We start from the raw sequence: 26,595 nt of genomic DNA, 5'->3' as shown, positions 1-26,595 counted from the left end.
TCCTTTCAACACAGTTCTCTTTTTTAATATAAATATCTTTAAGGAATTTATACATGAACATGGCTAGCTTTTTGAAATTGTCATTGATACAATTTAATTAGAAATATACGAATAATGGGGGATGTGTTGTGAATAGCCGCAAGTGGGTACGCCTATTTTTAACGACGTTGTTTCTTGGTGGAATTAGTACGGTCTTTATCGGGTTTGTTTTAGAGTGGGACGAGTACGCTAAATTTTTTCAAAATTTCGACGTTAAGGAGATTCTAGCGATTTCTTTCTGGTTAATGGGAGTAGGATTTATTTTTAGTGTTATAAGTCAAATGGGGTTCTTTGCATATTTAACAATCCATCGTTTTGGACTTGGGATGTTTCGTTCATCCTCTTTATGGAATGCAGTACAACTCTTCTTTATTGCATTTGTATTATTTGATTTTGTGTATTTAAGATCTGTACTGATTGCAAATGGAGAGGTTTCATTAGGGAATAACATACTTGTTGCTGGGGTGTTATTTGTGTTTGGAGCGATTGTTGCTTATGTAAAAAGTAAAGAAACGAATAAAAAAGCATTTGTGCCCGCCCTGTTCTTTATGGTTGTGGTAACAATTCTTGAGTGGGTACCGGCGCTTCGGATTAATGACACAGATTGGTTGTATTTAATGGTTATACCACTTTTATTATGTAATGCATATCAGTTACTTATATTACATCGTTTAATTGGAAGAGCGAGTAAAACTGTTTAATTAAGAAAATTATCTTTGGTTTTTACGTAGTGGTAGTTATATTACTGTGAATATCAGGATAGAAAAAAGCTCTATTATCTTTTATTAAGATAATAGAGCTTTTTATGTGTGAAGGGTAGTAGGGACATTACTTTACATCTTCACTTTTTGTACTTGTGTTGGAAATAAGTTGTGAAACGGATATTTGTTCATATCCATCACTCTTTAACTTTTGCAGAAGTAGTGGTAAAGCTTTATTTGTTTGGAGGGCAGAGTCGGATGCGTGTAATAAGACGATATCTCCACCTTTTAAATTATTAGAGACGGTCGAAACGATATTATTTACACCTGGGTTTTTCCAATCGTTCGAATTATTACTCCAGTGAACGATAGTATATCCGAGTGATTCAGCTATTTTAAGTGTTGCTTTGTTAAAGTCGCCACTAGGTGGACGTAATAGCTTGACTTGTTTCACGCCGAGTTTCGTAAAAACATCTTGTGCACGCAAAAGATCTCTTCGTATTTCATTTGTCTCTAGAGAAGTGTAGGACGTGTAATTATAGCCCATACTACCGATTTCATGTCCATCTTTCAGGATGCGTTCAACAATATCAGGGTGTCTTTCTGCCCATGCAGCAGAAAGGAAGAAGGTTGCATTCTTAATATCTCTTTCTTTAAGTGTATCAAGGATTGGAATAGCTTTTTTGTCTCCCCAACTAATATCAAACGTGAATGCAACTTGTTTTTTAGCCGTGTCTCCTTTGTAAATTACCTTAGGTCCTGTAGCTGTTGAAAAAGCAGACTCATGTGAATATGTTTTTAAAAAGAGAAGCCATGCTGTAAATAAGGAAAGTATTACTATTAAGCTAATGTGTTTAAAAGTTCTTTTACTCGTAATAAAAAAGAAAAACATAATATTACGCCCCTTTGTCCAATCCTTTTCAGTTACATATATGCTTAAAATATAAAAAAGAGAACAAGTGATTAACATCGTAAGTAGTGGATATAATGAATGAGAGGATTTTGATAAGTGAAAATGAGCGGAACGTTTATTGCCCCGTAAGGGATTATTGAGGTGATGATTTGCTTGGGATTATGTTGACGAAAGAAGAGAGAAAAGAAATGGAGTACATATTGAAGAGAGAGTTAGAGGAACTTTTATTTGATTTTGAAGATGAGCGTATTCATGACGTTGTAAAAAAAGCGATGGAAGAAAGATATAAAATCGTTTTTTGTTTATTTCGGAGAGTCGCTAATGCAGAGGAATGTATTCGTTATGTGAGAAAAAGAAGTTTTTATTAAAAAGTGTTGACGTTAATAGTTAATGTATGATAAATTAATAACCGTCGCTGATGCAGAAACGCAGAAAACGACAAAAAAGAAATTGAAAAACTTAGTTGACATTGAAAAACGAAAATGTTAACATAAGGAAGTCGCAAATGAGCGACCAAGTAGTTCTTTGAAAACTGAACGAAACAAACAACGTGAAACGTCAATTTTTATTTTTAGATGCTAGACAAACTAACTTTATTGGAGAGTTTGATCCTGGCTCAGGATGAACGCTGGCGGCGTGCCTAATACATGCAAGTCGAGCGAATGGATTAAGAGCTTGCTCTTATGAAGTTAGCGGCGGACGGGTGAGTAACACGTGGGTAACCTGCCCATAAGACTGGGATAACTCCGGGAAACCGGGGCTAATACCGGATAATATTTTGAACTGCATGGTTCGAAATTGAAAGGCGGCTTCGGCTGTCACTTATGGATGGACCCGCGTCGCATTAGCTAGTTGGTGAGGTAACGGCTCACCAAGGCAACGATGCGTAGCCGACCTGAGAGGGTGATCGGCCACACTGGGACTGAGACACGGCCCAGACTCCTACGGGAGGCAGCAGTAGGGAATCTTCCGCAATGGACGAAAGTCTGACGGAGCAACGCCGCGTGAGTGATGAAGGCTTTCGGGTCGTAAAACTCTGTTGTTAGGGAAGAACAAGTGCTAGTTGAATAAGCTGGCACCTTGACGGTACCTAACCAGAAAGCCACGGCTAACTACGTGCCAGCAGCCGCGGTAATACGTAGGTGGCAAGCGTTATCCGGAATTATTGGGCGTAAAGCGCGCGCAGGTGGTTTCTTAAGTCTGATGTGAAAGCCCACGGCTCAACCGTGGAGGGTCATTGGAAACTGGGAGACTTGAGTGCAGAAGAGGAAAGTGGAATTCCATGTGTAGCGGTGAAATGCGTAGAGATATGGAGGAACACCAGTGGCGAAGGCGACTTTCTGGTCTGTAACTGACACTGAGGCGCGAAAGCGTGGGGAGCAAACAGGATTAGATACCCTGGTAGTCCACGCCGTAAACGATGAGTGCTAAGTGTTAGAGGGTTTCCGCCCTTTAGTGCTGAAGTTAACGCATTAAGCACTCCGCCTGGGGAGTACGGCCGCAAGGCTGAAACTCAAAGGAATTGACGGGGGCCCGCACAAGCGGTGGAGCATGTGGTTTAATTCGAAGCAACGCGAAGAACCTTACCAGGTCTTGACATCCTCTGAAAACCCTAGAGATAGGGCTTCTCCTTCGGGAGCAGAGTGACAGGTGGTGCATGGTTGTCGTCAGCTCGTGTCGTGAGATGTTGGGTTAAGTCCCGCAACGAGCGCAACCCTTGATCTTAGTTGCCATCATTAAGTTGGGCACTCTAAGGTGACTGCCGGTGACAAACCGGAGGAAGGTGGGGATGACGTCAAATCATCATGCCCCTTATGACCTGGGCTACACACGTGCTACAATGGACGGTACAAAGAGCTGCAAGACCGCGAGGTGGAGCTAATCTCATAAAACCGTTCTCAGTTCGGATTGTAGGCTGCAACTCGCCTACATGAAGCTGGAATCGCTAGTAATCGCGGATCAGCATGCCGCGGTGAATACGTTCCCGGGCCTTGTACACACCGCCCGTCACACCACGAGAGTTTGTAACACCCGAAGTCGGTGGGGTAACCTTTTTGGAGCCAGCCGCCTAAGGTGGGACAGATGATTGGGGTGAAGTCGTAACAAGGTAGCCGTATCGGAAGGTGCGGCTGGATCACCTCCTTTCTATGGAGAATTGATGAACGCTGTTCATCAATATAAGTTTCCGTGTTTCGTTTTGTTCAGTTTTGAGAGAACTATCTCTCATATATAAATGTATGTTCTTTGAAAACTAGATAACAGTGTAGCTCATATTTTTTAATTTTTAGTTTGGTTAAGTTAGAAAGGGCGCACGGTGGATGCCTTGACACTAGGAGTCGATGAAGGACGGGACTAACGCCGATATGCTTCGGGGAGCTGTAAGTAAGCTTTGATCCGAAGATTTCCGAATGGGGAAACCCACCATACGTAATGGTATGGTATCCTTATCTGAATACATAGGGTAAGGAAGACAGACCCAGGGAACTGAAACATCTAAGTACCTGGAGGAAGAGAAAGCAAATGCGATTTCCTGAGTAGCGGCGAGCGAAACGGAACATAGCCCAAACCAAGAGGCAAGCCTCTTGGGGTTGTAGGACATTCTATACGGAGTTACAAAGGAATGAGGTAGACGAAGCGACCTGGAAAGGTCCGTCGTAGAGGGTAACAACCCCGTAGTCGAAACTTCATTCTCTCTTGAATGTATCCTGAGTACGGCGGAACACGTGAAATTCCGTCGGAATCTGGGAGGACCATCTCCCAAGGCTAAATACTCCCTAGTGATCGATAGTGAACCAGTACCGTGAGGGAAAGGTGAAAAGCACCCCGGAAGGGGAGTGAAAGAGATCCTGAAACCGTGTGCCTACAAATAGTCAGAGCCCGTTAATGGGTGATGGCGTGCCTTTTGTAGAATGAACCGGCGAGTTACGATCCCGTGCAAGGTTAAGCTGAAGAGGCGGAGCCGCAGCGAAAGCGAGTCTGAATAGGGCGTTTAGTACGTGGTCGTAGACCCGAAACCAGGTGATCTACCCATGTCCAGGGTGAAGTTCAGGTAACACTGAATGGAGGCCCGAACCCACGCACGTTGAAAAGTGCGGGGATGAGGTGTGGGTAGCGGAGAAATTCCAATCGAACCTGGAGATAGCTGGTTCTCCCCGAAATAGCTTTAGGGCTAGCCTTAAGTGTAAGAGTCTTGGAGGTAGAGCACTGATTGGACTAGGGGTCCTCATCGGATTACCGAATTCAGTCAAACTCCGAATGCCAATGACTTATCCTTAGGAGTCAGACTGCGAGTGATAAGATCCGTAGTCAAAAGGGAAACAGCCCAGACCGCCAGCTAAGGTCCCAAAGTGTGTATTAAGTGGAAAAGGATGTGGAGTTGCTTAGACAACTAGGATGTTGGCTTAGAAGCAGCCACCATTTAAAGAGTGCGTAATAGCTCACTAGTCGAGTGACTCTGCGCCGAAAATGTACCGGGGCTAAATACACCACCGAAGCTGCGGATTGATACCAATGGTATCAGTGGTAGGGGAGCGTTCTAAGGACAGTGAAGTCAGACCGTAAGGACTGGTGGAGTGCTTAGAAGTGAGAATGCCGGTATGAGTAGCGAAAGACGGGTGAGAATCCCGTCCACCGAATGCCTAAGGTTTCCTGAGGAAGGCTCGTCCGCTCAGGGTTAGTCAGGACCTAAGCCGAGGCCGACAGGCGTAGGCGATGGACAACAGGTTGATATTCCTGTACCACCTCTTTATCGTTTGAGCAATGGAGGGACGCAGAAGGATAGAAGAAGCGTGCGATTGGTTGTGCACGTCCAAGCAGTTAGGCTGATAAGTAGGCAAATCCGCTTATCGTGAAGGCTGAGCTGTGATGGGGAAGCTCCTTATGGAGCGAAGTCTTTGATTCCCCGCTGCCAAGAAAAGCTTCTAGCGAGATAAAAGGTGCCTGTACCGCAAACCGACACAGGTAGGCGAGGAGAGAATCCTAAGGTGTGCGAGAGAACTCTGGTTAAGGAACTCGGCAAAATGACCCCGTAACTTCGGGAGAAGGGGTGCTTTCTTAACGGAAAGCCGCAGTGAATAGGCCCAAGCGACTGTTTAGCAAAAACACAGCTCTCTGCGAAGCCGTAAGGCGAAGTATAGGGGGTGACACCTGCCCGGTGCTGGAAGGTTAAGGAGAGGGGTTAGCGTAAGCGAAGCTCTGAACTGAAGCCCCAGTAAACGGCGGCCGTAACTATAACGGTCCTAAGGTAGCGAAATTCCTTGTCGGGTAAGTTCCGACCCGCACGAAAGGTGTAACGATTTGGGCACTGTCTCAACCAGAGACTCGGTGAAATTATAGTACCTGTGAAGATGCAGGTTACCCGCGACAGGACGGAAAGACCCCGTGGAGCTTTACTGTAGCCTGATATTGAATTTTGGTACAGTTTGTACAGGATAGGCGGGAGCCATTGAAACCGGAGCGCTAGCTTCGGTGGAGGCGCTGGTGGGATACCGCCCTGACTGTATTGAAATTCTAACCTACGGGTCTTATCGACCCGGGAGACAGTGTCAGGTGGGCAGTTTGACTGGGGCGGTCGCCTCCTAAAGTGTAACGGAGGCGCCCAAAGGTTCCCTCAGAATGGTTGGAAATCATTCGTAGAGTGCAAAGGCATAAGGGAGCTTGACTGCGAGACCTACAAGTCGAGCAGGGACGAAAGTCGGGCTTAGTGATCCGGTGGTTCCGCATGGAAGGGCCATCGCTCAACGGATAAAAGCTACCCCGGGGATAACAGGCTTATCTCCCCCAAGAGTCCACATCGACGGGGAGGTTTGGCACCTCGATGTCGGCTCATCGCATCCTGGGGCTGTAGTCGGTCCCAAGGGTTGGGCTGTTCGCCCATTAAAGCGGTACGCGAGCTGGGTTCAGAACGTCGTGAGACAGTTCGGTCCCTATCCGTCGTGGGCGTAGGAAATTTGAGAGGAGCTGTCCTTAGTACGAGAGGACCGGGATGGACGCACCGCTGGTGTACCAGTTGTTCTGCCAAGGGCATAGCTGGGTAGCTATGTGCGGAAGGGATAAGTGCTGAAAGCATCTAAGCATGAAGCCCCCCTCAAGATGAGATTTCCCATAGCGTAAGCTAGTAAGATCCCTGAAAGATGATCAGGTTGATAGGTTCGAGGTGGAAGCATGGTGACATGTGGAGCTGACGAATACTAATAGATCGAGGACTTAACCATATAATATGTAGCAAATGTTATCTAGTTTTGAAGGAATATATGTTTAAATTTCTTCTTGACATTTCCTTGGAAATGTTGATAATGATAAAAGTCTGGTAATGATGGCAGAGAGGTCACACCCGTTCCCATACCGAACACGGAAGTTAAGCTCTCTAGCGCCGATGGTAGTTGGGACCTTGTCCCTGTGAGAGTAGGACGTTGCCAGGCTAATATTATTCCGCAGTAGCTCAGTGGTAGAGCTATCGGCTGTTAACCGATCGGTCGTAGGTTCGAGTCCTACCTGCGGAGCCATTATGCTTCCATAGCTCAGCTGGTAGAGCACTTCCATGGTAAGGAAGAGGTCACCGGTTCAAGCCCGGTTGGAAGCTTGGGAATAGGTTTAAAACTTTTTTGGCCCGTTGGTCAAGTGGTTAAGACACCGCCCTTTCACGGCGGTAACACGGGTTCGAATCCCGTACGGGTCACCACTTTTGGAGGATTAGCTCAGCTGGGAGAGCACCTGCCTTACAAGCAGGGGGTCGGCGGTTCGATCCCGTCATCCTCCACCATATATATTTAAATGTCGGAGGGGTAGCGAAGTGGCTAAACGCGGCGGACTGTAAATCCGCTCCTTCGGGTTCGGCAGTTCGAATCTGCCCCCCTCCACCATTTTCTTTAAAATAACCTGAGAGGGTTTATTTTTTTGAAAAGATAACCATACTAGTAAATATTAATGGGCTATAGCCAAGCGGTAAGGCAACGGACTTTGACTCCGTCATGCGCTGGTTCGAATCCAGCTAGCCCAGCCATTTACGAGCCATTAGCTCAGTTGGTAGAGCATCTGACTTTTAATCAGAGGGTCGAAGGTTCGAGTCCTTCATGGCTCACCATTTTCGCGGAAGTAGTTCAGTGGTAGAATACAACCTTGCCAAGGTTGGGGTCGCGGGTTCGAATCCCGTCTTCCGCTTAATTACTAAGGGGCCTTAGCTCAGCTGGGAGAGCGCCTGCCTTGCACGCAGGAGGTCAGCGGTTCGATCCCGCTAGGCTCCATCTAAATAGAGAAAGCTTACATCATATGATGTAAGCTTTTTTTGTGTTTAAAAAGACAACCTTCGTATTTGTCGTTTACAATGAAGAAAATGTAAAAATAAAGGGTGAGGGATAATTGTGAAAGTTGTCATTGCATCTGATTCATATAAAGAAAGCTTAAAAGCTATTGAAGTATGTGAGGCCATTGAAAGAGGTTTTAGAGAAATTTTTCCTAAAGCAGAGTATGTAAAAATGCCAATTGGAGATGGAGGAGAAGGAACGGTTGATTCACTTGTGGATGCTACAGGGGGAAGAATTATATCACTTCATGTGACAGGACCGCTTAGAGAACGTGTACAAGCCTTTTACGGTATGTCTAAGGATAATAAAACAGCGTTTATTGAAATGGCAGCAGCATCAGGATTACAACACGTTCCGATTGAAAAAAGAAATCCACTTATTACAACGACAAAAGGGACAGGAGAACTTATATTTACATGCGCTAGAACAAGGGGCTGAGCATATTATTTTGGGGCTCGGAGGAAGTGCGACAAATGATGGTGGAGCAGGTATGTTGTCCGCTTTGGGAGTCAGGTTTATAAATGGAGAGGGGGAAGTTATAGAGCCATCTGGAGGAACATTACATTCGATTGCAACAATTGATTTTTCGCGAATGGATTCACGTTTAACACATATAAAGATAGAAGCGGCATGTGATGTAGACAATCCGTTAGTTGGAATAAGGGGAGCATCTTTCGTATTTGGGAGGCAAAAGGGTGCGAATCTAGAGATGATGAAAGAGCTAGATGAGAATTTAAAGCATTATGCGAATATCCTTAAACAATACTTATCTTGCGACGTATCTAAAATGGCTGGTGCAGGAGCTGCAGGAGGAATGGGAGCAGCTGTTATTGCAGTGTTAAAGGGAAACTTGCGGAGGGGAATTGAAATTGTATTAGATTATACAAACTTTGATAAGCATATAGAAGGTGCGGATTTAATTATAACTGGTGAAGGTAGAATAGATGAACAAACAGCATATGGAAAGGCCCCTGTAGGTGTTGCGGAGCGCGCGAAACATTTTCATATTCCTGTGATTGCTATTGGAGGATCTGTATCTCCGAATTATTCGGCAGTTTACGAAAAAGGAATCGATGCAGTATTTAGTGTTACATCGAGTCCGATGACATTAGAAAAAGCATATAAAGTAGCAGAAGAGAATATCGAAATGACAGTGAAGAATATTGCAGCAGTGTGGAAAATAGCATCGAAAAAACACTTCTAAATGTAGGAGTGTTTTTTATTATTATTTAATAATAGTAATGGTAGTTGTTTCACTAAGTTAATTTTATACATATAATAGTCTTAAAATTTGGATTCTTCCTTCAGTATAAGTGAATAAAATGTATATCCATGCAGAAAAATGTTGAGTTGAGTCAGACTATATAAAAGATTTAAAATATTTAGTGAAGGCATAAAAGGGGGATACTATCTATGAAAAAAGAAATCTCGGTTATTGGAGTTCCAATGGATTTAGGACAGATGCGTCGCGGGGTTGATATGGGACCGAGCGCGATCCGTTATGCAGGGGTAATTGAAAGAATTAAAGAAATTGGATATGACGTTAAAGATATGGGAGATATATGTATAGAGAGAGAAAAAGAAGTAGATGAAAATACAAAGTTAAGAAACCTTACACAAGTTGCAACTGTATGTAATGAATTAGCGAGTAAGGTGGATCATATTATAGAAGAAGGTCGTTTTCCACTTGTATTAGGCGGTGACCATAGTATTGCTATCGGTACGCTAGCTGGTGTAGCGAAACATTATAAAAATTTAGGTGTTATTTGGTATGATGCACACGGTGACTTAAATACTGAAGAAACTTCACCGTCTGGAAATATTCACGGTATGTCACTTGCAGCAAGTTTAGGTTACGGACATCCCGCACTTGTAGACTTATACGGAGCGTACCCAAAGGTGAAGAAAGAGAACGTTGTAATTATCGGTGCACGTGCATTAGATGAAGGAGAAAAAGACTTCATTCGCAATGAAGGCATTAAAGTATTCTCAATGCACGAGATTGATCGTATGGGTATGACAGCTGTTATGGAAGAAACAATTGCGTATTTATCTCATACGGATGGTGTTCATTTATCATTAGATTTAGATGGTCTTGATCCTCATGATGCACCAGGAGTTGGAACACCTGTAATTGGCGGTTTATCTTATCGTGAAAGTCACTTAGCGATGGAGATGTTAGCAGAAGCTGATATTGTTACATCTGCTGAGTTTGTTGAAGTAAATACAATTTTAGATGAGAGAAACAGAACAGCAACAACAGCAGTTGCTTTAATGGGTTCTTTATTCGGTGAAAAACTAAAATAAATGTAAGAAAAGCAACTGAGAAGTTGCTTTTTTTATTTGAAAATAGGCGTATAATTATGATTTATATTATACTGTACGATAAGAATGTTTGACATCTTACCAATTAAACTAAAGGGGGCTGTTTGTAATTGTTGTTTGTTTCATGTATGGTATAATTAACTAGTTGTTGGAAATACATACAGATAGAGCATAAAACAATATTTCAATATATGGATAGAATTGCTCGTAAGTAGGAGGAAGGGTTAGCATGCCTTTTGAAGATACGACCATTTTGAAATATCTTAGTACGGTATTAGATATTGCCGTTGTATGGTTTATTATATATAAGCTAATTCTTATAATCCGAGGGACAAAAGCTGTTCAACTTTTAAAGGGGATTACAGTTATTATTGTCGTTCGGATGATTAGTATTTTCCTTGGATTGCATACGCTTTATTGGTTAACTGAACAAGTATTAACGTGGGGATTTTTAGCCGTTATTATTATCTTTCAACCAGAATTGCGAAGGGCACTTGAGCAGCTAGGACGCGGGAGTTTATTTTCGCGTGTTGGGGCTCATGAAGATGATGAACCTGAAATGGTTGCAACAGCGGTAGCAAAAGCGACGGAATATATGGGAAAACGTAGAATTGGTGCATTAATTACTTTGTCAAAAGAGACCGGTATGGGCGATTATGTAGAAACGGGTATTCCGCTAAATGCAAACGTATCATCGGAACTACTCATTAATATTTTCATTCCAAATACGCCTCTTCACGACGGAGCAGTAATTATGCAAGGAAGTACCATTAAAGCAGCAGCATGTTATCTTCCGTTATCGGAAAGTCCGTTTATTTCTAAGGATTTAGGAACTAGGCATCGTGCTGCAATGGGAGTTAGTGAAGTTACTGATAGTATTACAGTAGTTGTGTCAGAAGAAACCGGCCAAATTTCTTTAACGAAAAATGGTAAGTTGCATCGTGATTTGAAGACAGAACAGCTGAAGGATATGCTGTTAGCTGAATTTAGTACGAATGAAAAAACGACTTCTTCGTCTTTATGGAATTGGAGGAGAAAGCGTCATGGATAAGTTAATGGAGAATCATTGGTTTTTAAAAGGGATCTCATTACTATTGGCGTGTATGCTTTTTATGTCAGCGACTTTGACTGAAAAAAATACGACATCGGCTATATTACCTTTTGTAAATGAAGCGAAAGAAACATTAACTAATTATGATATTAACCTTAAGTATGATGAAGAGAAATATATTGTCAGCGGTATCCCATCAGAGGGAGTCAAGGTGAAGTTAGAAGGTCCAAAAGCAGCGGTTGCTACAGCAAAAGCCAAAAACCAATTTGACATACCAGTTGATTTAAGAGATCGTCCAGAGGGAACTTATGAAGTTTCTTTAAAAGCAAATGGTCTTCCAGATGATGTGAAAGGAACAGTTCAACCATCAAAAATTAAGGTCACTCTTCATGAAAAAGCGAAAAAGTATGTTCATGTAGATTTGAAATTATCAAATGAAGATCAAATGCCAGTAGGTGCTACCCTGGAAAAATCAAATATTAAGCCTGATACTGTTGAGGTAGTGGGAACGAAAGAAGAAATAGAAAGTATTTCATCTGCTAAGGCATATATCGATTTAAAAGGTGTTAATAAAACTGTTACAAAAACAGCCGAAGTTACATTGTACAATAAAGAAGGAAAACGTTTAAATGTAAAAACGAATCCATCTAAAATTAGTGTAACGTTGAATGTAGCGACGCAACCTACAGCAAATAATACTGAAAAAACTGTTCCTGTAACATATATGAAGAAGGGTAGTTTACCAGAAGGATTGGCCGTTACAAATATCAGTGTTGAGCCGAAGGAAGTAACGATAGCGGGTCCGAAAGATATTTTGGATAATATACAATCTATAGAGGGGGTCGAAGTAGATCTTAGTCAATTGACAGATTCTACAACATTCGATACCTCTGTTTTATTGCCAAAGGGTGTAATTAGTGCAAAACCAAATCAAGTGAAGGTTTCTGTAGGAGTACAAAAAACGAAACAGACGAAAACCAGAACGATTGATGGTATCCCGATTCAAAAAAATGGAGTTACTAAAGATGTTACTGCCCAGCTACTTTCGCCGCAAGATGGAAAGATAAGCGTTGATATTTCAGGAGAAGCAAGTATAGTAGATAAAATAACAGCTGCTCAAATAACAGCGGTAATTAATTTACAAAATGTATCTCCAGGAACGAAAGATATTTCGATCCAAGTGAGCGGTCCTGGTAATATTTCAATAGAGCCAAAACAAAAAAGTGCTAAAGTCACAATTGTGAAGAAAGAAAATCCAGATAAAGAAGTACAGGGTAACGGTGAACAACCAAATTCAAATAATGAGCAAGATAATCAAACTGAAAAACCAAAAAATCCTGAACCTGAACCTGATCCCGAAAAGGAAAAGGAAAAAGAAAAAGATAAAGATAAAGAAACTAGTCAAGAACCAACAGTAGATAATCAAAAAGAGCAAGAAAAAGGAGCGAATCATAATGGGTAAATATTTTGGTACAGATGGAGTACGCGGAGTTGCGAATCAGGAGTTAACACCTGAATTAGCGTTCAAAATTGGACGTTTTGGGGGATATGTATTAACAAAAGATACAGATCGTCCAAAAGTAATTATCGGTCGTGATACACGTGTATCTGGTCATATGCTAGAAGGAGCTTTAGTAGCTGGTCTATTATCGACTGGAGCAGAAGTAATGCGCCTTGGTGTTATTTCTACACCAGGTGTTGCGTATTTAACAAAAGCGTTAGGTGCACAAGCAGGTGTGATGATTTCTGCATCTCATAATCCGGTACAAGATAACGGAATTAAGTTCTTTGGTTCAGATGGTTTTAAATTAACAGACGAGCAAGAAGCAGAAATCGAAGCTTTATTAGACAAAGAAGTTGATGAATTGCCACGTCCAACAGGTACGAACCTTGGACAAGTGAGCGATTACTTTGAAGGTGGACAAAAATATTTACAATATATTAAACAAACTGTAGAGGAAGATTTCTCAGGTTTACATATTGCTTTAGATTGCGCACATGGTGCTACGTCTTCTTTAGCTCCATACTTATTTGCAGACTTGGAAGCTGATATTTCGACAATGGGAACTTCACCGAATGGTATGAACATTAACGATGGAGTAGGTTCTACGCATCCAGAAGTATTAGCTGAATTAGTAAAAGAAAAAGGTGCTGACATCGGTCTTGCTTTTGATGGTGACGGTGACCGTTTAATCGCTGTAGATGAAAAAGGAAACATCGTTGATGGCGATCAAATTATGTTTATTTGTGCGAAGTACATGAAAGAAACTGGTCAGCTAAAACATAATACAGTTGTTTCAACTGTTATGAGTAACTTAGGTTTCTATAAAGCACTTGAAGCAAACAATATTACAAGTGATAAAACAGCTGTTGGTGACCGCTACGTAATGGAAGAAATGAAGCGCGGTGGTTACAACCTGGGCGGAGAACAATCAGGTCATATTATCTTACTTGATTACATTACAACTGGTGATGGAATGTTAAGTGCACTTCAACTTGTAAATATCATGAAAATGACGAAAAAACCATTATCTGAGCTTGCAGGTGAGATGACGAAATTCCCGCAATTACTAGTAAACGTTCGTGTAACAGATAAAAAATTAGCACTTGAAAACGAAAAAATTAAAGAAATTATTCGTGTTGTAGAGGAAGAAATGAACGGAGATGGTCGTATTCTTGTTCGCCCATCTGGAACAGAGCCGCTAATTCGTGTAATGGCAGAAGCACCAACACAAGAAGTGTGTGATGCTTATGTACACCGTATTGTAGAAGTTGTGAAAGCTGAAGTTGGCGCTGAATAATTTGCTGAATTTGTTTTAAAAGGAGCACAAGAAGTGCTCCTTTTTCATATGTTTTATAGACGATGAAAAAAATTTCATTGACGGTTTATCAGGTTTGTTATAAGATTGTCTTGTTCTTTTTCTCAAAGTAAATATTGTAAATTATAAAAGCGCCAGAACTACAAGTAGTGTAGTTGACGAGGTGGGGTTTATCGAGATTTCGGCGGATGACTCCCGGTTGTTCATCACAACCGCAAGCTTTTACTTAAATCATTAAGGTGACTTAGTGGACAAAGGTGAAAGTGTGATGAGAGAAAAGGAACGGATACAAACTAGCTGTATAAGTATATACGGACTTAAACCCCCAATCGAAAGGAAGGTGAAAGCCGTTACAAGCTTACAGGGCTAGCAATATGTAATCCGTTTTTTAGTATAAATAAAAATGGTATCGGACTATGTCGTTACATGTTCGCAGAGCAGTGTAAGCATTTGTAGCGGCGACTAAACATGTGTGGAATCGTAGGATTTATTGGAGAGCAAGATGCAAAGGAAATTTTATTAAAAGGTTTAGAAAAGCTAGAATATCGTGGATATGATTCAGCAGGTATTGCAGTACAAGCAGAGAACGGTGTTGTTGTATACAAAGAAAAAGGCCGTATCGCAAAACTTCGTGAAATCGTAGACGAGAACGTAGCAGCAAGCGTAGGTATCGGACACACACGCTGGGCTACACACGGTGTTCCAAGTAAATTAAACGCGCATCCGCATCAAAGTACATCAAAACGCTTTACACTAGTTCATAACGGTGTAATTGAAAACTATGAATTAGTGAAAAAGGAATATTTACAAGATGTAACGTTCGTAAGTGAAACAGATACAGAGATTATCGTACAGCTTATGGAACAACAAGTGAGCACAGGATTAAGTGTAGAAGAAGCGTTCCGTAATACGCTATCTCTTTTACATGGCTCTTATGCAATCGGACTACTTGATGCTGAAAATCCAAACATGATTTATGTTGCTAAAAACAAAAGCCCGCTATTAGTAGGTGTTGGTGACAACTTTAATGTTGTGGCGAGCGACGCTATGGCGATGTTACAAGTTACAGATCAATTTATTGAGTTAATGGATAAAGAAATCGTAATCGTAACGAAAGAAAGCATTACAATTAAAAACTTACAAGGTGAAACGATTGAACGTGCACCGTTTACAGCGGAATTAGACGCAAGTGATATTGAAAAAGGAACATATCCTCATTTCATGCTTAAAGAAATCGATGAGCAACCACTTGTAATCCGTAATATTATTCAAAAGTATCAAGATGAAAATGGTGAAATTGAATTAGATCAAGACATCCGCAATGCGATTTTAGATAGCGATCGTATTTACATCATTGCATGTGGAACGAGTTATCATGCAGGTCTTGTTGGAAAACAATTTATCGAGAAATTTGCAAAAATGCCAGTTGAAGTGCATGTAGCAAGTGAATTCTCTTATAACATGCCATTATTAACAGAAAGACCATTCTTCATTTACATTTCACAAAGTGGTGAAACAGCTGATAGCCGTGCAGTACTTGTACAAACAAATGAAATGGGTCATAAAGCATTAACGATTACAAATGTACCTGGTTCTACACTTTCTCGTGAAGCTGATTATACACTTCCGTTATACGCGGGACCAGAAATTGCAGTTGCATCAACGAAAGCTTACACAGCACAGCTTGCAGTACTTTCAATTTTAGCTGCTGACATTGCAAAAGCGAAAGGTGAAGTTCTTGATTTCGACTTAACACATGAACTAGGACTTGTAGCAAATGCAATGGTAGAACTTTGTGATCAAAAAGAAGAAATGGATGCATTAGCAAAACAATTTTTAGCAACAACTCGTAACTGTTTCTTTATCGGACGTAGCGTAGACTTCTACGTAGGATTAGAAGGTGCGTTAAAGCTAAAAGAAATCTCTTACATCCAAGCAGAAGGATTTGCTGGAGGAGAATTAAAACACGGTACAATCGCCTTAATCGAAAATGGTACACCAGTTATCGCACTTGCTACACAAGAGCACGTAAACCTTGGAATTCGTGGTAACGTGAAAGAGGTAGTAGCACGCGGAGCTAACCCATGTATCATCTCAATGAAAGGCTTAGAAATGGAAGGTGACAGCTTCGTACTACCAGCTGTACACGAAGCACTAGCACCGCTAGTAGCAGTTATTCCATTCCAACTTATCTCATACTATGCAGCACTTCACCGCGAGTGTGACGTCGATAAGCCACGTAACTTAGCTAAATCTGTTACGGTTGAGTAGGAGATTGGTGGATTTGAAATAAAGATACGATGTTTTACCCCTTTAGATATAGCTATCTAAAGGGGTATTTTTGTGTTAAAAAGAACATCTAAAATCGATAGGAGGAAGTCAGGCTGCCCGTACTCCACTAACGTATCACTTTGATTTTTCTGAATTTTTCATTATCATTTTAAGTATTCGTGAACAATTTCCTTTATTATGAAAAGAAGAGAGGATAGATTACTAGGTATTACAAGGGGGCTTATTAATGAACGTGAAAGAAAAAACATATTTAAGTATAGAAGAGATTATTTCGTTACCAACCGTATTAAGTACAAATATAAGTGATGATGGTAAGAATGTAGCATTTGTTAAGAAGACGACTAACTGGAAAGGCAATACATATAGGAATCATGTATGGGTATATGAAAAAGATAAGGAGCAGAGTTTCTCATTAACAAATGAGGATATAGATAGCACATGCCCTTTATGGTCTCCAAATTCTAGGGATATTGCATACCTTAGCCCTGTTAGTAATGGGAATCAAATCTTTGTTAAGTCACTAGATGGTTACGGTGGGGTGCAAATTACTGATGAGGAAGAAGGGATCAGTACATTCAAATGGGAGCCTACTGGTAAAGGCTTTTATTATATTGCACAATCAAAAGAATGTGAGGAGATACAGAAACGTAAGGAACGATATGGAGATTTCCAATATGTAGGTAAGGAACATCAGAATAATTGTTTATATTACATTGAAATGGAAAAAGAGATACAAAATGATAAAGAGGAACGAGAGGTTAGCGGTGGTTATCCATTAACTGATGGTAAGGCTTTTTATATCCATGGATTTGATATTTCAAATGATGGGACAAAGGTTGTATTTATGGCTACACCAAGCCCGAGCGATCATATGAATGGTGATCTATACATATTAGATGTTGAAGCTAGGGAACTACAAAAAATGAATATAGGCAAGTTGTTGGGAGGGAGCATTTGTTTTTCTCCTGAAGGTAGTAAAATATGTTACTCAGCAAGCATAAGAGAGAAGGATTACTATAGAAACCATATACAAGAAAGTACGTTAGAGATATATGATATGAATACTGGAGAGGTACTTCAGCCTCTAACAAACTTTGATAGTACGGTTACGCCATTACAGTGGACAGCTAAAGGGATTTTAATTAGATGGCAGGATAAAATGAATTATCGTATTGGATTACTAGCTGAAGATGGCACTATGAAAGCATTAAGTGACAACGTAGATGGTTGTATAATGGATGCCTCTATAACAAAGGATGGAAATCATATAACCTATAGTAAGGCTATAACAAATGAAACCTTTGAAATCTATTTGGACGATAAAAAAATAACAAATGAAAATAGCTTTTTCGAAGGGAAGCTTAAGAGTAACAGGGAAATCATCTCATGGAAAAGTAGTGATGGTCTTGAAATAGAGGGTGTTTTATCAACTCCAGTAGAGTTTGACGCAAATAAAAAATATCCTTTATTAGTAGTAATTCACGGCGGTCCGGCTTGGGCATCTTTTCCGATATTTTCAGACTGCTTCAATGAGAAATATCCGATTGAACAGTTTGTTGAAAAAGGCTTTATCGTTTTAGAACCAAACTACAGGGGAAGTTCTGGTTATGGTAATGAATTTTTAAAAGCAAACTATAGAAAACAGGGAATCGCTGACTACGATGATGTTATATCAGGGGTGGATAAGCTAGTTGATCAAGGGATGGTAGATAAAGATAGAGTAGGAGTTATGGGATGGAGTAACGGAGGATATATATCAGCTTTCTGTTCTACATTTAGCAATAGATTTAAAGCTATTTCAGTTGGAGGCGGAATTACGAACTGGAGTACTCATTACGTAAATACAGATATCCCTTACTTCATTAGGATGCATTTAGGAAATACTCCATGGAATGATCCAGAGATATATACGAAAACATCACCAATGACGTATATTAAATCAGCCTGTACGCCTACCTTAATTCAACATGGCGAAAAGGATGCAAGAATTCCAGTTACAAATGCATATGACCTATATCAAGGCTTAATGGATATGGAAGTTGATACAGAATTAATTATATTTAGAGGAATGGCATATAGTCCTGATCAGCCGGGAATGAATGTAGCTATTATGAAGCAGAATTTGATGTGGTTTTCACACTATATTCTTGGAGAAAGTATGGAGGGTTTTAGTACTATATAATAGATATCCGCACAGGGATTTTTCGTTGTGCAATCGGGTCAGATTGTTGAAAAAGAGATACAACAAATTATATAATTTGTTGTAAATTGCATGCAAACTATTATGATTATAAGGAAATGTAATTCGGAGGACTAATATGACAGAGAATAAAAATGTGCTACCAGTAGAACAACGTGAAGAACTAATAAAAGTATTACAAGCTCGTTTTGAGAAAAGCATGAATCGCCATGAAGGTCTTGAATGGGCTAAAGTTGAGGTAAAGCTGAATGCTAGCCCTGAAAAGTTATGGTCACTTAACGAAATGGAAGTAACGGGCGGTGAACCGGATGTTGTTGGTTACGATGAAGAGAAGGACGAGTATATTTTCTGCGATTGCTCAAAGGAGAGTCCTAAAGGCCGCAGAAGCCTTTGTTATGATCTTGAAGCGTTAGAATCAAGAAAGAAGCATAAACCAGAAAATAACGCTATTGATGTGGCAGCCGCTATGGGTATTGAACTATTAACTGAAGAACAATATCGGGAGTTACAACAACTCGGAGATTTTGATATGAAATCATCGAGTTGGGTACAAACACCTTCAGATATTAGAGAACTCGGTGGTGCTCTATTTTGCGATTACCGCTTCGGGCACGTTTTCGTGTACCACAATGGAGCAGACTCCTATTATGCTGCCAGAGGATTCCGTGGCTCGTTAAAAGTTTAAATTAGGATGAATAAGAAAAAGAGCCTATACTCAGGCTCTTTTTCTTATTTATATTTTAAGAGTAAACTGTTACTACGCAGTTTTACTTAATTTATATGTTCCGTGGTTGTTTTTACGGAAAATTTTAGGGAAAACATAGCCATCTAATCCAATACGTCCAGCGTTCTGCCCTGCAACTAAAATGAACATAGTCAAAATAAGCAGGTTTGGGTTTACACTAACAGTTCCGCTTAATAAAAATGAAAGATTCATTATGATTCCGAAAAATGCAGCTGTTTTTGTTAATCCGCCTAAAATTAAACCTAGACCTACTAAAATTTCTCCCCATTGAACTAAAAAGCTAAATAGGTCTGCGTTTGGAAGGACAAAATGTTGAAGAAAATCTGCCCACCAACTTTGTACTGCAGGGTGATCACCTGATGCTTGAGCGATAGCGCCCTTTAGAAAACCACTTGCGTCAAAAGATTGTCCGAAGACTTTGCCTATCCCAGCAGCGAGCCATGTATATCCTATGTAAAGCCGTAAAAGTAATAATATGAAAGTAGCACGTTTATCAGTTCTTAAAAAATTGATAACCATTGAAATCCCTCCAATATTGTATTTACAAGTTTATTATATATCCAATGTGAAAAAATTCACAATGGATATAATGTGAACAAGTTTATGATTTTTTATTTGTAAAATTGTACATAAAGCATTTTGAAATTTATTTTTGGAAGGTGAAGAATAAATGTGGTATGGGAGCTATCTATTTGAGTAGAGAGCCCCCAGAGTAAACAGATTCATGTAGTTTTTTTGTGTATCTGGGCATTACGTATTATTTCTCTGGTTTTATATAAGGAACAACTTGCGCAGTCACCCCTACAGAAGCACCGCGAATAAAATCTTGATTTTCTAATGCTTTAAAGTTTTCCGTTTTTCCTGTTAGCATAACACCTAAAATTTTTACTTGATCGAATGGTTTGTTTTTGTTTGCTTTTAAGAATTTCTGGATATCTTCGTCATGCCCACCGTCATCGTATTGGTTGAGTGAATCAACGAACTCTTTGTACGCTTCTTTAGGGGATGTGTCTGGATTGAATCCGTAAACTGGCATACCGGCAGGTCCTTTACTTTCATCTCCAATGGGTGAGGTCATATATAGCCATACGATATTTAAGTTATCTGGTATTTTTGTTTGAACTTCTTTTAATGTATAGGGTTGATTGAAAGAGATGGCAACTTCGGCAACATAGTTGTTCATTTGTGAAACTTCACCTAATTCATTTTGGACACCATCATGATAATCTTTAATATTCGGGTTATAAAATGTCGCAAATTTATTCTTTGTTTGTTTATCGTACTCATAAAATTCTGCATTGGACCTGGACCAATAGAAACCAGGAGTTAACTCATTGAAGTCAATATGAGTCAGGAACCAACCATAAGAGCTTGTTAATGTGTTCCATGGGACTACATAACCGTTAACATTTTTGGAACGGTTTGATATAATATTGCCGCCAAACATAGATGAATTACTCGTTACTTGAGAATCAATTTGCACATTCGGTTCTGCAATTGCGTTATGTAAAAAGAGATTTTCGTGAAGCTTCGTAGAGCTTTTCGCTGCGAAGTAATTGCCAACCTTGTACATTATAGGGATCAGCATGATTACAACGATAATAGAAGTAATGATGATTTTTAGTAACTGTTTTCTTTTAGCTTTTTTTAATGCATCTTTTAAAGAAGTATCCATTAAGGTTTTCCTCCTACTGTAGAATGAATTGTTTTACGTGCACGATGTAATTTTTGTTTAACACTGTTCACTTGAATATCTAGTATTAGGGCGATTTCTTCATATGAAAAATCATAATAATATTTTAAAAAGAAGGCTTCTTTATATTCTAGTTTTATATCTTTTAATAAATAGAAAATCTCATCTTTATTTAAAACAGCATCCAATTCTCGGTCTGTATATTGTAGTTTTGAATAAATTTCTTCAGTTAAATAGATATTTTGTTGCTCTTTTTTTCTCTTCAAGTCAATGTATTCATTTAATGCGACCCTAAAAAACCATGGTCGTATGCTACTCTCGGTTAGGTCATCTAGCAACGTATATACTTTATAGAAAGTATTTTGGATGATGTCTTCTGCATCTTCTTTTATAGCCCCTTTCGCTAATAATAGTTTGAACACTTCCTCTCCTAAATTGATAAGATAGGAGGTCAATATATTTTCTTTTCCCATCATTTTTCCTCCCTACACTTATACAACGAATAGGTAATAGTAAATGTATACACTTAAATTCAAATTCGTTATTAACTACGGTTTATAGTACATGATACTTCATGAATAGGCGTAATTATTTCGTTTTTTGAAATATTAAATCTTTAATGTTAAAATAAAATTGGAGATATATGGAGAGGAGACAAGGACTTAATATGTGGATGAACTTGTAATGATTCGAAAGTAGATAGATGAATTTTTCTCTCATAAGTGAGGGTTTATTTAGTTATCTGTAAATCATGCAAGGACTGCATATTTAGCTTGTACATCCCTTTGTAAGGATAGATGCCTCTGTGGGAAAATTTTATATCTCTTATAGAAAATATGCGTCCTTTAAACTTGGAGGAGTATATGATGAACCAATTAAAACATAAAGTAGCAGTTGTTACAGGTGTAAGTCGTCTCGATGGTATTGGGGCAGCTATTTGTAAAGAGTTAGCTGAGGGTGGATACAATATATTTTTTACGTATTGGACAGAATACGATAAAGAGATGCCTTGGGGCGTTGAGCGAAATGAACAAATACGATTAAAAGAAGAGCTATTGCAAAACGGTGTTAAAGTATCGAGCATGGAGTTAGACTTAACTCGGAACGATGCACCACAGCAGCTTATAAATAAAGTTACTGAACAACTAGGATACCCTCATATATTAATTAATAATGCAGCGTATTCTACGAATAATGATTTCTCTAATTTGACTGCCGAAGAACTAGATAAGCATTATATGGTAAATATTCGTGCGACTACATTGCTCAGTAGTCAATTTGCCCGAGGATTTGATAAAAAATCTGGTGGTAGAATTGTAAATATGACTTCGGGACAATTTCAAGGGCCTATGGTTGGAGAATTGGCGTATGCAACAACGAAGGGAGCTATTGACGCTCTTACTAGTTCGTTGTCAGCTGAGGTAGCTCATTTAGGAATAACAGTGAATGCAATTAATCCAGGTCCAACTAGTACAGGGTGGATGACTGAAGAGATAAAACAAGGATTAAGACCGATGTTTCCTTTCGGCAGAATTGGTGAGCCAAAGGATGCAGCAAGACTTATTAAGTTTTTAGTAAGCGAAGAAGCAGAGTGGATTACTGGACAAGTGATTCATTCAGAAGGTGGATTTAAAAGATAAAAAGAAGGTATCTCACCAGGGTGAGATACCTTCTTTTTTAATCTTTTTTCAGTCTTCGTGCAACGCCATTCCCTAAAGACTGTAATCCTTGAACGAGGATAATTAGAATAAAGACTGTTGCATACATTACTTCAGGTTCGTAGCGTAAATGCCCGAAGCGATATGCTAAGTCACCTAGCCCGCCAGCACCTACAAGACCAGCCATTGCTGTTGCGCCGATTAAGCCAATCGTTGCAATTGTTAACCCGAGTACAAGGGAGGGACGTGCTTCTTTCACCATAACGTGCCAAATGATTTTTATAGTAGAAATGCCCATCGCTTGATAAGCTTCAATAACACCGCGATCTACTTCTAGTAAAGCTGTCTCCATTAAACGTGCGATATAAGGAGCTGTGAAGACGACAAGTGGTACGATAACACCTTGCACGCCAATGGATGTTCCCATTAGAAACTTTGTGAAAGGTAAAATAAAGAATAATAGAATGATAAATGGAAGAGAGCGAATGACATTAATAACGGTATTAAGAATAGGATAGATGATTTTATTTTCATGCTGTCCACCAGGTCTCGTTAAAACAAGTGTGACACCAAGTGGCAGTGCAATAAGGATCGAGATGAGTAATGAAATAGATGTCATTTGAAATGTTTGGATTGTTGCTTCCCATATGACTTTACCCCATTCATCCAAAAAGGACTTGTTTCCCATAGTCTGTTCTACCTCCTTCTACGATGATTCCTTGCTCTTGTAAAAATGATAAAGCACGTTTTACCTCGTTTTTTTCACCCTGCATATGAACAACAAGTTTCCCATATGCCTCATGTTTTAACTGTGTAATATTACCGGACAAAATATTCGGATATACTTGGAAACGTTTCGTAGCGACAGCTAATGCTGGCTCACCTGAAGAATGTCCTATAAAAGAAAGTGTTACAATTTCACCAGTAGTCTGTAGTTCTTTTTGTACTTCTTCTGGAATTTTTGCTGCAAATGCGCTATTTACAAATTTCTTCGTCGTTACATGTTGTGGGCTTGTGAAAATATCTTTTACAGTCCCGCTTTCGACTACAGTTCCATGTTCCATAACAGCGACACGGTCACATATACGCTGGATGACATTCATTTCATGTGTAATGAGTAAAATCGTAATTCCGATTTCTTCGTTAATCTTTAATAGCAAATCAAGGATGGAATCGGTTGTTTCTGGATCTAATGCACTCGTTGCCTCGTCACTTAATAACACTTCAGGTTCATGTGATAGTGCACGAGCAATTGCAACACGCTGTTTTTGACCGCCAGAAAGTTCACTTGGATATGCATCTTTTCGATTAAAAAGATCGACAATGCGTAAATACTTTTCTACTCTTTTTTCAATCTCTGTTTTTGGAATGCCAGCAAGGCGTAACGGTAATGCGATATTTTCATAGACGGTAACAGTTTTAAGTAAATTGAATCCTTGAAAAATCATCCCGATTTTTTGTCTTGCTTTTGCTAGTTCTTTTGCCGATAAAGTTGTTAAGTCTTGATTGTTTATAATGATATTTCCTGTTGTTGGTTTTTCTAATAAATTTACACAGCGGATTAATGTACTTTTACCAGCACCGCTATATCCGATGATTCCAAATACTTCGCCCTTTGCCACTTTAATAGAAGTTGACTTAAGAGCTTCGACATTCCCCTTTTTTGTTGAAAATACTTTGGAAATATTTTTTAATTCGATCATTATAGTCAGCTCCTACCAAGACGGTAAAACAGAACCATCAAATTTTTTCTCGATAAATTCTTTTACTTCTTTAGATTGATAAGCTTTCTTTAATTTATTTACAACAGCATCATCTTTATTTTCAGTACGAACAACGACCCAGTTCACATATGGTGAATCTTTTCCCTCACGGAAAATAGAATCTTTCGCTGGACTTAACTTTGCACCTAATGCAAAGTTTGTATTGATTGCAGCTGCTTTCACTTCACTTAGTTGTGTTGGTAATTGAGATGCCTCTAATTCAACAATCTTTAATTTTTTTGGATTTTCAATTACATCTTTCGCAGTTGCCTTTTCTGTAGCCTTTGGATCAACCTTTAAAACCCCTGCTTTTTCGAATAGTTTCAAAGCTCGAAGTTCATTCGTCGGATCGTTTGGTACAGCAATCGCATCGCCCTCTTTTAATTCTTTTATATCTTTTAAGCTTTTAGAATATACACCCATAGGGAATGTTACTGTTGAAAATACTTCAGTTAATTTCATATTGCGTTCGGCTTTAAATACATCCAAATAAGATTTCGTTTGATAGCTATTTACATCAAGGCTTTTTTCATCTAAAGATACGTTTGGTGCTACATAATCATTAAATACTTTTACCTCAATTTCGAGACCATCTTTTGCTGCAACTTCTTTTACCTTTTCAAAAATTTGTTCGTGCGGTCCACCTGTTACACCGACAGTAATCTTTTTCTCATCTAATGCTTTGACTTCTTTATCTGAACCTGCGCTACAGGCACCTAATAATAGTACAGCTCCACTTACAATGCTTAGTAATACTTTTTTCATCTATAATTCCCCCTTAATATACGTTCCAAAATAAAAAGCACCTCTCAAAATAAGAGAGGTGCCGAATAGACGAAATAGGTTCCTCTCTTATCTTCCAAAACGAAAACTCGTTTTGCAGGAATTAGCACCTTAGCTTATACGTTATAAGCTCGGTTGCCGGGCATCATCGGGCCAGTCCCTCCGCCACTCTTGATAAGAGTATGTGTATGTAGTTTTTTAATATGGTACTAATAGTAAATCTTACAAAAAGAATTGTCAATGTTATTTTCAGAAAATATTTTATTTTATGGTAATCGAAACGTTCCCTTTTTTGCGCCCTGTCTCTACGTACATATGGGCTTCTGAAATTCCTTCTAACGGGTAAGTTCTATCAATAACGGGCTTTAAATTTTCTGTTTCAGTTAGTCTTTTTAGTAGAAACATATCTTCTTTACTTACTTTTGCCATCATGCCATTAACAGATACATATATACCATTAGGCGTTAATACCTTTTTTCCAAGGGATTTATTATGTTTTCCAACTGCATCAAATATAATATCATAGTTTATCCCCTGCTTAGTAAAATCCTCTTTCGTATAATCGATTACTTTATCCGCTCCTAAAGATTGCACTAGTTCAAAATTTGAATGACTACAAACAGCTGTAACGGTTGCGCCGAAATATTTAGCAAGTTGTACGGCAGCTGTTCCTACTGATCCAGATGCGCCGTATATTAGCACTTGTTGCCCCCTTTTTATCCGGGCCTTTCTTAGGAAGTGTAGTGCCGAAGTTCCGCCAAAGGGAATAACTGCTGCTTCCTCATACGTCACATTATTAGGTTTTAATGCTATTAATCCACTTTCATGTACACATGTATATTCTGCATAACCACCGACATTAAGCTCTGTTAATGCAAAAACTTGGTCTCCTTTTTTAAATAGAGTTACATCCGTTCCAACTTCTTCGATTTCACCGGATAATTCTACGCCGAGTATAGGTTTTCTCGGTTTTTTTAAACCTAATATAATCCGCATAGGAATCCAAAATAAGGGTGGGCTATTAAAACCGCGTATTCTACAATCTCCAGTCGTTACACTTGTTGCATGAATTTTAACTAATACTTCGTTCTTTTTAGGTGTAGGTTTTTCTACATTTTGGAGCTTTAGAACATTAGGTGGTCCATACTTTGTGCAAATAATCGCTTTCATAATGACCTCCTGAAATTAGTTGTTTTCTTTACATCATATTTGAAATTTTCCTCAAACATGTTGTTATATAGCCAATAAATTTAAGGAGAAATATTACGAATTATATGGATTTCGTAGGAAAAGGGATGATATTATTTTTGG

The 26,595-nt window shown here is 39.3% G+C and carries 18 protein-coding genes, 9 tRNA genes, 3 rRNA genes, 2 pseudogenes and 1 riboswitch; of the genes and pseudogenes, 24 read left to right on the top strand and 8 right to left on the bottom strand.

Annotation, left to right across the window (positions count from 1 at the left end):
• Positions 1 to 128 precede the first annotated feature (128 nt).
• Positions 129 to 740: a KinB signaling pathway activation protein KbaA gene (gene kbaA, locus EUC40_RS25050; RefSeq protein ID WP_001088521.1), complete on the top strand. Its 612-nt coding sequence runs from the start codon at positions 129 to 131 to the stop codon at positions 738 to 740.
• A 127-nt stretch (positions 741 to 867) separates the two neighbouring features.
• On the opposite strand, the gene pdaB is transcribed toward kbaA, so the two are convergent.
• A complete protein-coding gene (gene pdaB, locus EUC40_RS25045) occupies positions 868 to 1,632 on the bottom strand; it encodes a polysaccharide deacetylase family sporulation protein PdaB (RefSeq protein ID WP_000464715.1) in 765 nt (254 codons plus the stop codon).
• 170 nt (positions 1,633 to 1,802) lie between these two features.
• On the opposite strand from pdaB, the gene EUC40_RS25040 reads away from it, so the two are divergent.
• From EUC40_RS25040 to EUC40_RS24935, 22 genes and pseudogenes are all read left to right on the top strand, one after another.
• Positions 1,803 to 2,021, top strand: a complete 219-nt coding sequence (locus EUC40_RS25040) for a hypothetical protein (protein ID WP_000900684.1) — start codon at positions 1,803 to 1,805, stop codon at positions 2,019 to 2,021.
• A gap of 225 nt (positions 2,022 to 2,246) precedes the next feature.
• Positions 2,247 to 3,798 (top strand): 16S ribosomal RNA (locus EUC40_RS25035).
• A 146-nt stretch (positions 3,799 to 3,944) separates the two neighbouring features.
• Positions 3,945 to 6,866, top strand: a 23S ribosomal RNA gene (locus EUC40_RS25030).
• Between the two features lie 91 nt (positions 6,867 to 6,957).
• Positions 6,958 to 7,073, top strand: a 5S ribosomal RNA gene (gene rrf, locus EUC40_RS25025).
• Together the 16S, 23S and 5S rRNA genes with 9 tRNA genes alongside form the textbook arrangement of a ribosomal RNA operon.
• A gap of 9 nt (positions 7,074 to 7,082) precedes the next feature.
• Positions 7,083 to 7,157: transfer RNA gene (locus EUC40_RS25020), tRNA-Asn, on the top strand.
• Between the two features lie 4 nt (positions 7,158 to 7,161).
• Positions 7,162 to 7,234 (top strand) — tRNA-Thr (locus EUC40_RS25015).
• Between the two features lie 24 nt (positions 7,235 to 7,258).
• Positions 7,259 to 7,333: transfer RNA gene (locus tag EUC40_RS25010), tRNA-Glu, on the top strand.
• A 5-nt stretch (positions 7,334 to 7,338) separates the two neighbouring features.
• A tRNA-Val gene (locus tag EUC40_RS25005) sits at positions 7,339 to 7,414 on the top strand.
• A 16-nt stretch (positions 7,415 to 7,430) separates the two neighbouring features.
• Positions 7,431 to 7,514: transfer RNA gene (locus EUC40_RS25000), tRNA-Tyr, on the top strand.
• Between the two features lie 65 nt (positions 7,515 to 7,579).
• Positions 7,580 to 7,654 (top strand) — tRNA-Gln (locus tag EUC40_RS24995).
• A 5-nt stretch (positions 7,655 to 7,659) separates the two neighbouring features.
• A tRNA-Lys gene (locus EUC40_RS24990) sits at positions 7,660 to 7,735 on the top strand.
• A gap of 5 nt (positions 7,736 to 7,740) precedes the next feature.
• A tRNA-Gly gene (locus EUC40_RS24985) sits at positions 7,741 to 7,812 on the top strand.
• 10 nt (positions 7,813 to 7,822) lie between these two features.
• Positions 7,823 to 7,895, top strand: a tRNA-Ala gene (locus tag EUC40_RS24980).
• Positions 7,896 to 8,012: 117 nt separating this feature from the next.
• Positions 8,013 to 9,159 (top strand): annotated as a pseudogene (locus EUC40_RS24975) (glycerate kinase).
• 209 nt (positions 9,160 to 9,368) lie between these two features.
• Positions 9,369 to 10,262 (top strand): arginase, encoded by an 894-nt coding sequence (rocF, locus tag EUC40_RS24970; RefSeq protein WP_000711585.1) that lies wholly within the window; start codon positions 9,369 to 9,371, stop codon positions 10,260 to 10,262.
• 247 nt (positions 10,263 to 10,509) lie between these two features.
• The gene (cdaA, locus tag EUC40_RS24965) at positions 10,510 to 11,331 is read left to right on the top strand and encodes a diadenylate cyclase CdaA (protein WP_071712824.1); all 822 of its coding nucleotides are present in this window, start codon (positions 10,510 to 10,512) and stop codon (positions 11,329 to 11,331) included.
• The gene (locus EUC40_RS24960; RefSeq protein ID WP_156576850.1) at positions 11,324 to 12,793 is read left to right on the top strand and encodes a CdaR family protein; all 1,470 of its coding nucleotides are present in this window, start codon (positions 11,324 to 11,326) and stop codon (positions 12,791 to 12,793) included. Before cdaA ends, EUC40_RS24960 begins: the two co-directional genes overlap by 8 nt.
• The gene (gene glmM / locus EUC40_RS24955; RefSeq protein ID WP_000521488.1) at positions 12,786 to 14,132 is read left to right on the top strand and encodes a phosphoglucosamine mutase; all 1,347 of its coding nucleotides are present in this window, start codon (positions 12,786 to 12,788) and stop codon (positions 14,130 to 14,132) included. Before EUC40_RS24960 ends, glmM begins: the two co-directional genes overlap by 8 nt.
• A gap of 286 nt (positions 14,133 to 14,418) precedes the next feature.
• Positions 14,419 to 14,606 (top strand): annotated as a pseudogene (locus tag EUC40_RS24950) (hypothetical protein).
• Positions 14,607 to 14,618: 12 nt separating this feature from the next.
• The gene (gene glmS / locus EUC40_RS24945) at positions 14,619 to 16,421 is read left to right on the top strand and encodes a glutamine--fructose-6-phosphate transaminase (isomerizing) (RefSeq protein ID WP_000334147.1); all 1,803 of its coding nucleotides are present in this window, start codon (positions 14,619 to 14,621) and stop codon (positions 16,419 to 16,421) included.
• Between the two features lie 247 nt (positions 16,422 to 16,668).
• A complete protein-coding gene (locus EUC40_RS24940; RefSeq protein ID WP_156576849.1) occupies positions 16,669 to 18,624 on the top strand; it encodes a S9 family peptidase in 1,956 nt (651 codons plus the stop codon).
• Positions 18,625 to 18,760: 136 nt separating this feature from the next.
• Positions 18,761 to 19,327: a DUF4256 domain-containing protein gene (locus tag EUC40_RS24935; RefSeq protein ID WP_071712821.1), complete on the top strand. Its 567-nt coding sequence runs from the start codon at positions 18,761 to 18,763 to the stop codon at positions 19,325 to 19,327.
• Between the two features lie 72 nt (positions 19,328 to 19,399).
• Here the strand turns inward: EUC40_RS24935 and EUC40_RS24930 are convergent, their stop codons facing one another.
• The 3 genes from EUC40_RS24930 to EUC40_RS24920 form a co-directional block, all read right to left on the bottom strand.
• A complete protein-coding gene (locus EUC40_RS24930) occupies positions 19,400 to 19,906 on the bottom strand; it encodes a DoxX family membrane protein (RefSeq protein ID WP_071712820.1) in 507 nt (168 codons plus the stop codon).
• Between the two features lie 238 nt (positions 19,907 to 20,144).
• A complete protein-coding gene (locus EUC40_RS24925; RefSeq protein ID WP_156576848.1) occupies positions 20,145 to 21,062 on the bottom strand; it encodes a sigma factor regulator N-terminal domain-containing protein in 918 nt (305 codons plus the stop codon).
• Positions 21,062 to 21,553 (bottom strand): RNA polymerase sigma factor, encoded by a 492-nt coding sequence (locus EUC40_RS24920; RefSeq protein ID WP_071712818.1) that lies wholly within the window; start codon positions 21,551 to 21,553, stop codon positions 21,062 to 21,064. The genes EUC40_RS24925 and EUC40_RS24920 overlap by 1 nt, the downstream gene beginning before the upstream one ends.
• A gap of 390 nt (positions 21,554 to 21,943) precedes the next feature.
• On the opposite strand from EUC40_RS24920, the gene EUC40_RS24915 reads away from it, so the two are divergent.
• Positions 21,944 to 22,720 carry an SDR family oxidoreductase gene (locus EUC40_RS24915; protein WP_156576847.1) on the top strand — a complete coding sequence of 259 codons (777 nt, stop codon included), beginning with the start codon at positions 21,944 to 21,946 and terminating at the stop codon, positions 22,718 to 22,720.
• 37 nt (positions 22,721 to 22,757) lie between these two features.
• On the opposite strand, the gene EUC40_RS24910 is transcribed toward EUC40_RS24915, so the two are convergent.
• The 4 genes from EUC40_RS24910 to EUC40_RS24895 form a co-directional block, all read right to left on the bottom strand.
• Entirely contained in the window at positions 22,758 to 23,426 is a 669-nt protein-coding gene (locus tag EUC40_RS24910) for a methionine ABC transporter permease (protein ID WP_156576846.1), read from the bottom strand.
• Positions 23,401 to 24,441 (bottom strand): methionine ABC transporter ATP-binding protein, encoded by a 1,041-nt coding sequence (locus EUC40_RS24905; RefSeq protein ID WP_156576845.1) that lies wholly within the window; start codon positions 24,439 to 24,441, stop codon positions 23,401 to 23,403. The genes EUC40_RS24910 and EUC40_RS24905 overlap by 26 nt, the downstream gene beginning before the upstream one ends.
• A 12-nt stretch (positions 24,442 to 24,453) precedes the next feature.
• Positions 24,454 to 25,266, bottom strand: coding sequence for a MetQ/NlpA family ABC transporter substrate-binding protein (locus EUC40_RS24900; protein ID WP_071712815.1), 813 nt, complete (start codon positions 25,264 to 25,266; stop codon positions 24,454 to 24,456).
• An 84-nt stretch (positions 25,267 to 25,350) separates the two neighbouring features.
• Positions 25,351 to 25,465: riboswitch (SAM riboswitch) on the bottom strand.
• Positions 25,466 to 25,545: 80 nt separating this feature from the next.
• A complete protein-coding gene (locus tag EUC40_RS24895; RefSeq protein ID WP_156576844.1) occupies positions 25,546 to 26,454 on the bottom strand; it encodes an NAD(P)-dependent alcohol dehydrogenase in 909 nt (302 codons plus the stop codon).
• Between the last annotated feature and the right edge of the window lie 141 nt (positions 26,455 to 26,595).

This window comes from Bacillus luti (genome assembly GCF_009739945.1).
Lineage (GTDB): Bacteria > Bacillota > Bacilli > Bacillales > Bacillaceae_G > Bacillus_A > Bacillus_A luti.
This window is presented reverse-complemented; position numbering and strand designations above follow the sequence as displayed.